Origin of the sequence: Halomonas rhizosphaerae, from assembly GCF_030010555.1 — a bacterium.
In the GTDB taxonomy this organism is placed as follows: Bacteria; Pseudomonadota; Gammaproteobacteria; order Pseudomonadales; family Halomonadaceae; genus Halomonas; species Halomonas rhizosphaerae.
This window is the reverse complement of sequence record NZ_JASCQP010000018.1, coordinates 36,467-48,813: the sequence shown is the minus strand read 5'-3', so window position 1 is coordinate 48,813 and position 12,347 is coordinate 36,467. Positions and strand designations below refer to the sequence as shown.

Annotated in this window: 14 protein-coding genes and 1 tRNA gene; 10 read left to right on the top strand and 5 right to left on the bottom strand. The window is 66.4% G+C overall.

What is annotated here, in order from left to right:
* Positions 1-2 precede the first annotated feature (2 nt).
* A complete protein-coding gene (locus QLQ83_RS05780) occupies positions 3-293 on the top strand; it encodes a hypothetical protein (protein WP_282734571.1) in 291 nt (96 codons plus the stop codon).
* On the opposite strand, the gene QLQ83_RS05775 is transcribed toward QLQ83_RS05780, so the two are convergent.
* A complete protein-coding gene (locus QLQ83_RS05775) occupies positions 294-596 on the bottom strand; it encodes a hypothetical protein (RefSeq protein ID WP_282734570.1) in 303 nt (100 codons plus the stop codon). It lies immediately after the preceding gene.
* A gap of 121 nt (positions 597-717) precedes the next feature.
* Here QLQ83_RS05775 and QLQ83_RS05770 point away from each other — a divergent pair, with 121 nt between their 5' ends.
* The 5 genes from QLQ83_RS05770 to QLQ83_RS05750 all read left to right on the top strand — a co-directional run bounded on the left by QLQ83_RS05770 (position 718) and on the right by QLQ83_RS05750 (position 5,526).
* Positions 718-1,242, top strand: coding sequence for a hypothetical protein (locus QLQ83_RS05770; RefSeq protein WP_282734569.1), 525 nt, complete (start codon positions 718-720; stop codon positions 1,240-1,242).
* Between the two features lie 110 nt (positions 1,243-1,352).
* Positions 1,353-1,826 (top strand): hypothetical protein, encoded by a 474-nt coding sequence (locus QLQ83_RS05765; RefSeq protein ID WP_282734568.1) that lies wholly within the window; start codon positions 1,353-1,355, stop codon positions 1,824-1,826.
* Between the two features lie 9 nt (positions 1,827-1,835).
* The gene (locus QLQ83_RS05760; RefSeq protein ID WP_282734567.1) at positions 1,836-3,872 is read left to right on the top strand and encodes a hypothetical protein; all 2,037 of its coding nucleotides are present in this window, start codon (positions 1,836-1,838) and stop codon (positions 3,870-3,872) included.
* Positions 3,872-4,600 carry an Lcl domain-containing protein gene (locus QLQ83_RS05755; RefSeq protein WP_282734566.1) on the top strand — a complete coding sequence of 243 codons (729 nt, stop codon included), beginning with the start codon at positions 3,872-3,874 and terminating at the stop codon, positions 4,598-4,600. Before QLQ83_RS05760 ends, QLQ83_RS05755 begins: the two co-directional genes overlap by 1 nt.
* Positions 4,597-5,526, top strand: a complete 930-nt coding sequence (locus tag QLQ83_RS05750; RefSeq protein WP_282734565.1) for a hypothetical protein — start codon at positions 4,597-4,599, stop codon at positions 5,524-5,526. The genes QLQ83_RS05755 and QLQ83_RS05750 overlap by 4 nt, the downstream gene beginning before the upstream one ends.
* A 7-nt stretch (positions 5,527-5,533) precedes the next feature.
* On the opposite strand, the gene QLQ83_RS05745 is transcribed toward QLQ83_RS05750, so the two are convergent.
* On the bottom strand, positions 5,534-5,764 hold the full coding sequence (locus tag QLQ83_RS05745) for a hypothetical protein (RefSeq protein ID WP_282734564.1): 231 nt from the start codon (positions 5,762-5,764) through the stop codon (positions 5,534-5,536).
* A 67-nt stretch (positions 5,765-5,831) separates the two neighbouring features.
* The gene (locus QLQ83_RS05740; RefSeq protein ID WP_282734563.1) at positions 5,832-6,134 is read right to left on the bottom strand and encodes a hypothetical protein; all 303 of its coding nucleotides are present in this window, start codon (positions 6,132-6,134) and stop codon (positions 5,832-5,834) included.
* Between the two features lie 98 nt (positions 6,135-6,232).
* On the opposite strand from QLQ83_RS05740, the gene QLQ83_RS05735 reads away from it, so the two are divergent.
* The 4 genes from QLQ83_RS05735 to QLQ83_RS05720 all read left to right on the top strand — a co-directional run bounded on the left by QLQ83_RS05735 (position 6,233) and on the right by QLQ83_RS05720 (position 10,056).
* Positions 6,233-7,303, top strand: coding sequence for a 3'-5' exonuclease (locus tag QLQ83_RS05735; protein ID WP_282734562.1), 1,071 nt, complete (start codon positions 6,233-6,235; stop codon positions 7,301-7,303).
* Positions 7,304-7,434: 131 nt separating this feature from the next.
* Positions 7,435-7,505: transfer RNA gene (locus QLQ83_RS05730), tRNA-Ala, on the top strand.
* Between the two features lie 237 nt (positions 7,506-7,742).
* Complete coding sequence (locus QLQ83_RS05725) at positions 7,743-8,846, top strand: DUF4236 domain-containing protein (RefSeq protein WP_282734561.1); 1,104 nt, start codon at positions 7,743-7,745, stop codon at positions 8,844-8,846.
* A gap of 103 nt (positions 8,847-8,949) precedes the next feature.
* Entirely contained in the window at positions 8,950-10,056 is a 1,107-nt protein-coding gene (locus tag QLQ83_RS05720; protein ID WP_282734560.1) for a Glu/Leu/Phe/Val family dehydrogenase, read from the top strand.
* A gap of 49 nt (positions 10,057-10,105) precedes the next feature.
* On the opposite strand, the gene QLQ83_RS05715 is transcribed toward QLQ83_RS05720, so the two are convergent.
* Positions 10,106-11,155 (bottom strand): proline racemase family protein, encoded by a 1,050-nt coding sequence (locus QLQ83_RS05715; protein ID WP_282734559.1) that lies wholly within the window; start codon positions 11,153-11,155, stop codon positions 10,106-10,108.
* Complete coding sequence (locus tag QLQ83_RS05710; RefSeq protein WP_282734558.1) at positions 11,152-12,312, bottom strand: zinc-binding dehydrogenase; 1,161 nt, start codon at positions 12,310-12,312, stop codon at positions 11,152-11,154. Before QLQ83_RS05710 ends, QLQ83_RS05715 begins: the two co-directional genes overlap by 4 nt.
* Positions 12,313-12,347: the final 35 nt, after the last annotated feature.

Here is a 12,347-nt window from a genome sequence, read left to right as displayed (position 1 = left end):
AGATGGGCTGGACCACGAACAAGTTGGAGCATGACCGGCGCCTGGCGATCTGCGAGACCTGCCCGACTGTCCGCCTGCGGGTGATCGGTGTCTGTCGCCGGTGCCTTCGCCCCTTTGACGCAAACACACGGGATGACGACGACTATGTCGCCAAGGTGGTCTGCCGCTGTGGCGGCGAGATTCGCGTGCTCAAGGAGTACGCACGCTGCGGCACCTCCCGCCGCGATGAGCCCGGGTGTGGCTGTCCGCTTGCGACGCGGGTCTATGCCTGGTGTCCAGAGGGCAAGTGGTGATCACCGAGGCATGTTCGCCTTGTCTTCCCGGGCACAGGCGTTCTGCATCGCCGCGACCACGCTGGAAAGGCCCATGGCGGTCTCGTTGTAGTAGAGGCCCACTGCCCTGATCCAGGCGGCGCGGATAGGGGTGGGGGAGTCGCTGAAGCCTTGCAGCGCTTCGCTCTCCTCGAGACCGCTTTCCTTCGCTCTCTCGGCGGTATCTGCCATATCGGCGAACCAGTCCCATGCCGTTACGCTGTAGCAGTCGCTGCCCCATGAGATGGCCGGCACGAAGGCCAGCACCGCGATCCATTTCCGCATTCCCTGCTCCTCCCTGTTATTGGGGCGAGCGTAGCACATGCCGTTCCATCTCCTGCCTCTTGGGACTCAGCGGCCTGAGGACGCGCTATCCTGCCTCAGGCAACCCAACAAGGAGGTTAGGATGAAGCTCATCGCTATCGTGTTACTCGCGCTGCCCCTGGTGGCCACGGCCCAGATGAAATGCCCGGACGGCTCCTACCGTGACCGCTGCGCCGGTGGCCAGGGCCAGGAGTTCGAGGCACCGAGCATGTCCACGTACCGGGCATCAGAGGATCACAAGCGCTCGGTCTCGTCGTGGCAGGGGCAGGAGAAGCAGCAGAAGCGGCAATCGTCATCCCGGCAAGCCACGCGCAGCGGGCCGAAGCCGCCGCCCGACAGCCCGATGTCCACCGCCGCACGCGCCAGAGACATGGGCATCTCGAGGAACGAGCTCGTGAAGGCGGTCAGCCGTGGCACAGTGCTGAACGGCATGCACCGCCAGGACGTGGTTCGGATCCTCGGCAACCCGACCCAAGTGGATAAACAGACCCTCGGCGGTCAGCGGTGCGAGCACATGCACTGGTGGAGCGAGGCGGAATTCGAATGGGTCCACTACATCCGCCTGTGCAACGGCCGGGTGGACCACATCCGCCAGGGAAGAAGCTGACCCCAACGCACCGAACACCGCCCCGCTATTGAGCGGGGCGTTTCATTCCAGGCCCAGCGCTGATCGTGATCGATCGGGCTGGGCTTTTTGCTGTCTGGAGATCTCCTCCCATGTCTGATTGGAAGCTGTTCACAGATGCCGCCTGCACTGAGGAATTCGGCGGCACGCTGACCACCGTGCACAAGACGAATTTCTCGGATAATCCGCAGGACTTCGTCTTGTACTTCGCCAACGTGGCGGGCGACCCGGGGGATAACCAGGTGTTGGAGCTTGTGGAGGCCACCCAGCCCGGCACTAACTACCTAACCATGAGCATCGTCGATGCCAACGTGGGCAGCGGTCACGAGGCCGACGAGATCACCCTGGCCACCACCGCCGCCGGGCTGGATACCGCCATCGCCGGTGCTTCGCTGGATCTGGGTCAGGATGATGACTCGATCGGCGTGATCCGACTGCTCTCCGGCGTGAGCGCGGCGCAGGAGATCCACGTGCGCGTGGAGAACGCCGTGCCCAACGAGGGCACCTCCACCGAGCTCTCGTCCGCCATGGTCGAGGCCATCAGCCGCACCAAGTCCACCGCGTAAGGGGCACCCATGGCACTGGCACAGCCCACCGGGCTCAACGTCCAGACGCTGCAGGAGCCGCTGATCGTCTTCGAGCAGCAGGTAGAGGAGGTGATCCCGGCACAGACGCTGATCACCTTTAATCAGGTCGTGGACGACAGCGCGACCCTGGTGCCGGCGCGCGAGCTGATCGGCTTCACCCAGGTGGTGGACGACATCGCGACCCTGGTGCCGGCGCGCGAGCTGATCGGATTCACTCAGGTGGTGGACGACAGCGCGACCCTGGTGCCCGCTCAGACGCTGATCACCTTCGAGCAGCGCGTGCGGGTGCTGACGGTGATACCGGCGCAGACGCTGATCACCTTCCGTCAGGAGGTAGAAGAGCACCTGCCAGCGCGGACATTGATCCGCTTCCGCCAGTCGGTGCTCTCGCCCGCGCAGATCGCCACCAGCCCAACGCGCATCACCCTGGACGGCGAGGACATCACCGCCAGGTGCGACATCAAGTGGAGCGTCACCGGCAGCGAGGGCGCCAACCGCACCGCCAACATCACGATCATCGACGTGCCCAAGGGCCCGCTGGACATCACCAGCTACGAAGGCCGCGAGGTCACCATCAGCCGCCTGCAGGATGGCGTGCTCGAGCCGCTGTTCACCGGCGTGGTCGATGTGCCGCGCTACTCCCGGCTGCCCTCGCGCATCAGCCTGACCTGCTCGGACCTGCGCAACGAGCGCGTCGGCAAGCACGACCGCCAGGCGCTCCAGCAGATGACCGGCGGGCTGTTCTCGCCGATCACCCAGCGCGATGACGCCACGGGCCAGCAGTGGGTCGGCGAGCTGATGCGCACCGTCGAGGGCTCGCTCGACTACACCGGCGCCGGGGCGCTGCGCTTTCGCCCGTGGGCGCTGGGCGCACCGCGCTACAGCCTCACCGGGCGCGATGTCTACTACCGCGAGCTGGAGACCGAGTTCGCCACCCGAAGCGACATCCGCAACAAGATCCGCGCGACCCTCGAGTACCGCTGGTTTAAGCGCAATACCATCGCTCACGCCGTGCGCCTGAGCATCCAGAAATCTGGTTTTTGTAAGTCGGCAGGCTGCGTCCCGGCGCCCCTGGTCGAGGATGCCGAGGGCAACCTGGTCGAGCAGGTTTGGCCCAGCCGGTCCGCGCTACGCCAGGCCGCGCAATCGGTATCGGGCTGGTCGGTCGCCGCGCTGGAGTACCTCCCGCTGCCGCCGGATGGCTGGTACCGGCTCAGGTCCGATGTGACGCGCAAGTTCGGTTGGTGGGTACCGCCACTGCTGCGCGAGACCCGCGCCCTGGGCGCCGACATCGAACTCGAGCGCTACATCAGCCAACCCCAGCGCGAGACCTACGCGCTGACCGTCGAGGCCCCGGAGAGCATCGAGCAGCACGGCGAGATCGTCGACAACGACTTGCGCTTCGCCGTCGAGTCGCGCATCCCGCCCGAGATCTTCGAGGAGCGCGGTTGCTCCACGGGCCCGGCGGACGACCGCCGCGCCGACCTGGAGTTGGCCATCCAGGCCATCCAGCGCATGGCGGCAAAGAAGATCCGCGAGCGCCACCGCGGCAACCATCTCGCCTACCGCTACCACCCCCAGACAGGGCGGCCGGGCGTGGGCCAGGTGCTGCCGGTGGAGATCGGCGACGTGGTCCAGATCAGCGCCACCGAGGTCAACGGCACGGGCTTCGTGACCGAGTTCGCCCACCGCACCGACGACAAGGGCGACATCTGGACCGACCTCAAGCTCGCCGTCAGTCGCGTGGATTCCAGCCTCAGCGTCACAGAGGACTGGACCCTGCCGGCCGCCCCGGGCAGCTACAAGCTCACGCCCCCCGAGCCCGGCCAGCTTGAGACGCCGGACTGCCCCGCCCCGGTGGGCGAAGTCGAGATCGAGGGCGACAGCCGCATCGAGCCCGACGGCACGGTGATCATCGTCGCGCCCGCCGTGGATCGCTCGAAGGTCGACGAGATCAGCGGCACCCGCGAGCACACCTACAGCGTCCAGATACCCAAAGATCAGCTTTCCGTGGAGGTCATCTAATGGCTCGTCGCGTCTCATGGACCAATAACAGTTCCGGCCACAGCGGCACCTATGTGTATCGGGCGCCAACGCTGGACCCGCAGAACCTGCCAGCACCGGTGGCGACGGTCGACCCGGTAGGGCAGGGCGAAACGGGGGAGTGGATCGATGATTTCACCGGATATGAGTGCTATGCCGTCCAAGATTTTGACGGGCAGGGAGTGGGCGCACTGAGTGCCGAGGTATGTATTACTGACCCGTGGGCCGGTGTTCAGGTGGGCGATGAAGTAGAGGGCGGAATCTATGCTGGCATCGACACCATCGACGGCACCGACTACCACATCATAGCGGGACTAGAATCGTCTGAAGTGCAAGGCTTGGTCTGGAAGCCGTCATACACAGACACACCCGGTGCGGAAAGCATGACAGATGGGCTTGCAAACACGCAGGACATGGAAGCTGCTGGCCTATCCAGCCATCCCGCTGCCGAGCACTGCGTCAACTATGCTGGCGGCGGGTATAACGACTGGCACCTTCCCGCGCAAAGCCAGCTGGCCTTGATGTACAACAACCTGCGCGGCCATCCCGAATTTGCTACTAACGTAAGCTCCGCCGAATACACATGGACCTCAACGGAAAGCAGCGCAACTAGCGCTATCGCATACGGATTGCACAATAACGTTGCTACGGCATTAGGTAAGAAAACAACAACCTATTTCACTCGGCCTGTCCGCCGGGTGGCTGTATGAGCGCCAACCGTCAACGCATCGCCAGCGCTGTCCGCAGCCTGGCGCTAACGCCCGAAGAGCGCCGCGCCCTGCTGGGTGAAGGCCAGAACAAAGGCGGCAAGGCGTCATCAGCAGGCGTCGGCACGTCGGAGGCGGAGGAGTCTCGACTGTGCTGCGACGGCTCGACGTCCAGCAGCGCGAACCCGGGCACAGCGGAGCGCGACCCAGATGCCGATGAAGCGGGCCAGGGCGGGCTCGACTCAAGCGACCCCGCGAAACTCTCCAGCGGCGACGGCACCTTGTCCGGGGTGACCGATTGTGCGACGGGAGAGCCTATCTGTTTTGATGGGGCCGGCTTTATTCCGCCTGACGAGTGGGATGGGCCTAGTCAGCCGCCTACTGATCCAGATTTTGTGCAGGGATGCAGGTGGTATCACAGCAGCACAACAGAGGAAGATAATTATGCCACCCCTGACCAGGCGTTCTATGCCTCTGATGTTTTCGCCTCTCAAGGCGACTACTGCTACAAACGGAAGGACGGAGACAGTTCAAGTTGTGCCGGGGTCAGCTACACCTACCGAACATCCAATGAGAATGGGTGTGTGGTGGGCGCCGGTGTGGCGAGATCAGTAGCCGGCGTGACGCCAGAGGATGAGATCCCTCGCGCCGATTCCTGGCCCTCCGACGGCTGCACCAACCTCGCCATCGTCAACGGCCAGATCGTCGGCTCGAAGTACGACCCGGACCAGGACGGCAGCTACTCCGCCCCACGTGACTCCATCGATCTTTGCGATCCGGAGAACGGCGCCAGAATTACGCTCAGGGCCTCGGGTCAGTCGAACTGGAAAACGATTGATGCCATCAATGGTGGCGACGGGTATCTCTACAGCGGGGGCAAGCAGATCGCGCGCGTCAGCGGTGATGAGTTCACCGACCCGAACGTGTGATGGATCACTACCCTAAGATCTGCAGCCCGAAGCCAATGAAGAGCAAGGCCAGCGCAAGCCGTGCGATCCGGTTGGACGTCTTGCGCTTACCGGCGAGCCTCGCCCGCTCTGCTTCCAGCGCGGGCGAGGTCGTGACCCGGTTGCCCACCGGCTTCTCGTGCGCTGGCAAGCTCGGCGGGAAGAAGAAGAGCAGGGCGACACCTGTCATATCCAGCAGAAGACCGATAGTCGTCAACATGGTGAGGAACTCCCTTGAGGAAAGGTCACCATGATGACAGCCCAGCCAGACAAGGTCCCTCCATGCGTCAGGGCATCGATCGCACCATCTGGCCAGGGACGGCCGCTTGATCCTTCGCCACCCGCCACACTCCCTCCACGACATCCTGGCCCCGCTCCAGCAGGTACACCGGCGAGCCCGGTTGCCAGAACCCCGCATCGCGATCCAGCTCACTCAGACGCACCCGCCCGCTGATCAGCCGGCCCTGCCAGATCACGTGATACTCAACCAGCCGATTGCCCGGCGGCCGTCTCCGGCGCAGGCTCACCCAGCCCTGCCGCTCGAGGCGCTTGCGCCAGGTGGTGAGGCGGTAGCGGGTGGGGTCGTCCATGAGCTTTCTCTTTATCGATCTCGCCTGGTGCTATGCTGACAGCCTAAACCCGCCAGCGTGCGGGCTGACAAGGACGTCACATCGCAGCAGGAGGCAACATGCGCATCATCGGCGGTTCATTCGGTACCCGCGGCAGGATCCAGGTCGGCTCTCAAGGCGTGCGCATCAACGCCAGCCGCGGGGCCCTCTATCCTCCCGGTGCACTGGCCAGTGTTGCTACCCGCCAGGAGAAGGAGCGACGCTTCGCCTGGTTCACCTTTCTGCTCGGCCTGCTGTTTCTGGGTATCCTGTTCGGCGCGCTCTTCGGCCCGCTCGGGTTTATCGTTGCCTTGGTGTTGTGCATCGTCGGCTCGTTCTACGGCAAGACCCGCTATCTGGTGGAGATGCAGTTCAAGGACGGCGAGCAGCTTACCCTTGAGACAACCCGCCGCCAGGCCGACCAGCTGGTGCAGCTGAAGGCCGAAAGCCGCCCCCTGTCGACGCCGGAGCAGCAGCTGGCACAGGAGTGGCTCGACGACCCCGAGACCGTGATCCTCGACACCGAGACCACCGGCCTCAGCGAGAACGCCCAGGTGCTCGAGCTGGCCATCATCGACATGCAGGGCCGGGAGCTGCTCAACACACTGGTCAAGCCCTCTGCCCCCATCGGCCCGAAGGCCCATGAGATCCACGGCATCAGCCGTGAGCACTTGCGCGGCGCCCCCACTGTGGCCGATCTGGCCATACACCTGCGGGCCATCCTCCAGGATCGGCGCGTGGTCACCTACAACGCTGAGTTCGACGAGCGCCTGCTGCGCCATTCCCTCGAGGCGCATGGGGTGGAGATGCCGCGCGGGGTAACTTTCGATTGTGCGATGCACGCCTACGCCGAGTGGTATTGCCCCGGCGGGCGCTGGCAGAAGCTGGGCAATGCCGCGAGACAGACCGGCGTGCGCGTTACCGGCACCCCGCACCGAGCAATGACCGACTGCCAGACCACCCTCGGTGTGATCCAGGCGATGGCGCAGTGGCCCAGCCATCAGGACTCTCCGTACGTCAATCGCGAAACGGCATCGGTCGCTCAGCGGCAATCCAGCGGCGCCGGCTGGGAGGTTAGCGAGGGCTGGCCGACCTGGCTGATCGTGCTGGGCATCATTATCGTCGTGACCTATCTGGCCTATGCGGATTAGCGAGGTGTCGGGCGGGGCGACATGGCGGGCAAGATTCCCTCGTAAAACCTCCCTGGCTCGCCGCGAACCACCGTCGTCGCATGTGCTGTATATATCGACACCTCTATGAGGTGAAACATCAATGAGGGCATGGAGTTAGGGCAGGGCAGAGGTAACACTGGCAGTGTTGAGGTCAGCGGTTCGATCCCGCTAGGCTCCACCAACAAGACACATCGAATCAGCCGCTTAGCGCACCCCGCTAGGCGGCTTTTTTGTGCGCCCGTAAAACTCCCGAAAAATTCGCCACGGTTGGTGGCTATTGAAGTCCTTCCGGCAGGTCGATTTCCTCGCCCAGCTTGGCGAATGCCAGTGCTCGCATGGCGGCCCGATATCCTTCGTTACGAATGACGAACAGTGCAGTACCCTGTAGCTCGGGTCCGGTCATCAGGGAGAGGCCATCGTGGGATTTCGCTTCCAGCGTCGCATTCGTCTCGCACCCGGTGCGCGACTCATTACCTGCAGGCTGCGTCCCGGGCTCTCGGTCGGACCGCCCGGTATCCGTCTGCAGCTGGCATCCGGTGAGGGAGGCGAGGGCCTGCCGGTGTATCTGGATATCGCCGCCAACGGGGAGATCCGCTACCGGCATCCCGATGGGCGCCGCCTTCCCGATGCCGAGGCCCGGGCGCTGCGGCGCCAGGGCGAGGCGGCGATACGCGCAGCACTCGCCTCGCACTGCGAGCAACTCAACGCCGATCTCGACTCTCTCGAGTGCCTGCACGAGCAGACGCCGCCACCAGGGGCCGCCGGCTATCAGCCGCGCAGCTACCCGGTGTCTCCTCCCTCGCCGGTGACCCCGGAACAGCCCGACTGGCGGCATGCCCTCTGGCCGGCTGCCCGGGCACGGCTCGAGCGGGAGAACGCGCGCCGCGAGGCGTCGCATGCGCAGGCCTATCGTGCCTGGGAATGGGAGAAGGCCGAGTTCGATGCCCGCGAGTTCGAGCGTCAGCAGCGCGAGGAGGTCGCGGCCTGGGACGACCCGGAGGCCATGCAGCAGACGCTGGCTGAGCGGCTGGAGGAGCTGGGCTGGCCGCGCGAGACGCTGGTCGACTTCGAACTGAGTGACGACTGTCGCACCATCGCCCTGGACATCGACCTGCCCGGCGAGGAGGAGCTGCCCGACCGCTATTGGACCATGCCGGCCAAGCGCCTCAAGCTCTCGCCGCGCAAGCTCGGCGCCACGCGACAGCGCGAGCTCTATCGGCGCCACGTGCATGGCGTGGCCTTCCGCGTGCTGGGCACGGTCTTCGCGCGGCTGCCGGGCATCGAGCGTGTGCTGGTCTCCGGCCATCACCGGGTCAAGGTCCCGGACAGCGGCGAGTTCCGGACCCGCTACCTCTTCAGCGCCAAGGTCACCCGCGAGTCGTGGGAGGGTATCGACTTCGACCGACTGGCGCGACTCGACCCGGCCGAGGCCCTGGCGGCCTTCCCCCTGCGGCGCGAGATGAGCCGGGCCGGCACCTTCCGCGACATCACGCCCTTCGAGCTGGACTGGCGCTGGCGGTGACGCCGGCCTGACGTCCTGCCCCAGGGAGTCCCGTCCGTCATGGCGCCATTCCGGGCGAAGCCTGCTAGCTTGACCTCAGGGAGACGTGTTGGGGAGTGCGGCGATGCGCGATGCCTTCGATCTGGCCGACGACCTGGGGCCCGAGAAGATCCTCTACCTGCATGACCCGGCCACGGGGCTCCGGGCCATCCTGGTGGTCGACAACGTGGCGGCAGGGCCGGCCATCGGCGGGACGCGCATGGCGCCGGACGTAAGCCTGGCGGAGTGTGCGCGGCTGGCCCGCGCGATGACCCTGAAGAACGCGGCCGCCGGCCTGCCCCATGGCGGGGCCAAGGCGGTGATCTTCGCCGACCCCAGGATGCCGGCCGCTGACAAGGAGCGGCTGGTCCGCGCCTACGCCCATGCGCTGAAGGACGTGAAGGACTACATCGTCGGCCCGGACATGGGCACCGACGAGACCACCATGGCCTGGGTGCACGACGTCATCGGGCGCTCGGTGGGGTTGCCGAGGGAGATCGGCGGCATTCCCCTGGACGAGATCGGTGCCACCGGTTTCGGCCTGGCCGTCGCCCTCGAGGCGGCCGAGCCCTTCGCGGCCTTCCCGCTCGCCGGCGCACGGGTCGCCATCCAGGGCTTCGGGGCGGTCGGCATGAACGCCGCGCGCTTTCTCGTCGAGCGCGGCGCGCAACTGGTGGCGGCGTCCGATTCCGCGGGCAGCCTGACGCGAGCCGAGGGCCTCGATGTCCCGGCGCTGGTCGACTGGAAGCGTCAGGGCGGACGCCTGGCCGAGTTCCCGGGCGGCGAGGGCGGGGGGCGCGATGCCATCATCGACGCCGAGTGCGACATCTGGATTCCGGCGGCACGGCCCGACGTCATCCACGAGGGCAACGTGGATCGGCTTCGGGCCCGGGTCGTGGCGGAGGGGGCCAACATCCCGGTGACCGAGGCCGCGGAGCGGCGGCTCGCCGAGCGCGGCGTGCTGGTGCTGCCGGACTTCATCGTCAATGCCGGCGGGGTGATCTGCGCGGCCGTCGAGCATCGTGGCGGCAGCCAGGGGGAGGCCCTCGCCAGCATCGCGGAGAAGGTCCGCGCCAACGTCACCGAGGTGCTGCAGCGGGCCGAGGCGACCGGGGGGCTCCCCCGTCAGGCGGCCGTCGAGATGGCCCGGGAGCGGGTGGTCACCGCGATGCGCTTTCGCCGGACCTGGTGAGCGGATCTCGTCCCGGGGCCCGGCGAGTACGTCGCCCGCCGGGCGGCGTTCAGTCGGACGAGGCCTGGCCGGCGCTGAGGATATGGTGCAGGCCGGCGCACGCCACCAGGGGGTCGTCGCAGTTGACCACGATGTCGGATCGGGCCAGCACGTAGCTCTTGCCGGTGATGATGTTCTCCACGACCGTATGGGTCCCTTCCTGTCGCGTGCCGGTGAACTCGCCGATGAAGCCGGTCTCGCGCAGCGAGACGGTTTCCAGCTTGTCACCGGGCTCGATGGTGCCCTCGTGGCGCATCAGCGCCAGGCGCGCCGAGGTGCCGGTACCGGTGGTGCTGCGGCAGATCACGCCGGGATGCACGTAGGTGGTCGAGCGGGAGCGGTAGAAGTCGTCGGCAACCTGTTCGACGGGGCCCATGAAGTGCAGGAAGGGCAGCGGACCCACGTCGCCCAGGGTGTAGTGGGAGAAGCCGCGTTCGGCCTGGATCGCCTCGACGATCCGGTGGGCACAGTCGGCGAGCTCCCGCTCCTCGTCGCGGTTGAGGTGGAAGCCCAACTCGGTGGCGTCCACCAGGGCGTAGAAGCCGCCGCTGTAGGCAACGCTGTAGGTCACGTCGCCGATGCCAGGCACATGGATGCTGGCGCGGTAGGTGTCGATATAGCTGGGCAGGCCCCCGCAGGTGATCGCCTCCACCACGCCGTTCTCGACCAGTGCCTCGATCTGCACCAGTCCTGCCGGCGACTCCAGCTTGAAGCGCTGGCGTCCCTCCTGCTTGGGCACCAGGCCGCTTTCCAGCACCGCCGTGGCGGTACAGATGGTGTTGGAGCCGGAGTAGATCGGATAGCCCATCACCTCCATGATGATGTAGCCCACCTCGGCGGCCGGGTCGGTGGCGGGCACGATCAGGTCGACCGACATCTCGGGAATGCCGTAGGGCTCCTCCAGCAGCAGCTTGCGCAGGCCATCGGCGTCGTCGCGCAGGTAGTGCATCTGGTCCCTGACGGTGGCGCCGGGCAGGGGCTCGATGCCACCGACCACGATGCGGCTGACATCGCCGCCGGCGTGGGTGTCGATCAGTTGCAGGGTCAGTGCCTGGCTCATGAGTGTCCCTCGAGGGCGAAGGGCGCGCCATGCTCGTCCCACTGGCTGTCGGGGACGATCACGATCTTGCCCAGGAAGTTGCTGCCGCGGCTGACGAAGTAGCGCTCGGCCTGATGCAGGTCGGAGAGCCGGAAGGCGGCGTGCAGCACCGGCCTGAGCTCGCCTGCACGGATCCAGGCGATCAGCTGCTCGGCCTCCGCGCGGGTACCGTGGGAGACGCCGAAGATCTGCACCTGATAGAGGTAGATGCGCGTCCACAGGATCTCGCTGATGTTGCCGCCGCTGGCGCCGGCGATGGAGAGGCGAGGGTAGGTGGTGCGCGCCTTCATGTCCTGGATCATGGTGTCGATGAAACGGTCGGTCATCTCGCCGCCGACCAGGTCCATCACCGCGTCGATGGGCGCGCCCCCGGTGGCTTCGAGCACCCGCTCGGCGAAGCCCGCCAGGTCGCCGCGGTCGATCACCGCCTCGGCGCCGAGCGCCTTGAGGGCCTCGGCCTTCTCCTGCTGGCTCACCGCATAGGGCACCGCGCCGACGATACGGCACAGCTGGATCAGCGCCGTGCCGACCCCGCCGCTGGCGCCGCTGACGAGGATTCGTTCACCCGCGCTTACTCGGGCGGATGTCATCATATGGTAGGCGGTCTGGTAGGAGCACATGCCCATGGCGGCGAGTTCGGCGTCGCTGAGCTCCGGGTTGGGCACATGGTGGAACTGGTCCGAGGGCACGGCGACGTATTCGGCGAAGCCGCCGTCGGCGCCGTGGCCGTAGTAGTCCGGGGTCAAGTTGATGTCGCGCCGGGCGTCGGGATAGAGGTTGAAGTCGAGCAGGCCGCGCTCACCGATCCGCGAGGCCTCGACCCCGTCGCCCACCGACACCACGCGCCCGGCGATGTCGGCGCCCTGGATGCGCGGGAAGGTCAGGGTCGTCGTCCCGCCCATGGCAAACGATGTCACCTCGCCCTTCTTCACCGGATAGAGCCCCTCGCGGGCCTTGCGGTCGGTGTTGTTCTTGGCGGTGGCCGTGACCTTCACCAGCACCTCGCCGGGCCCCGGTCGCGGGGTCGGCACGTCGTCGTGGTAGACCAGCTTGTCGACGTCACCATGCCCGGTCAGCAGCATGGCGGCCATGGTATCGGGGAGGGTCTGGCTGCTCATGGGTGCCTCCTTTCGTCTACGGGGTCGCCTCGGGC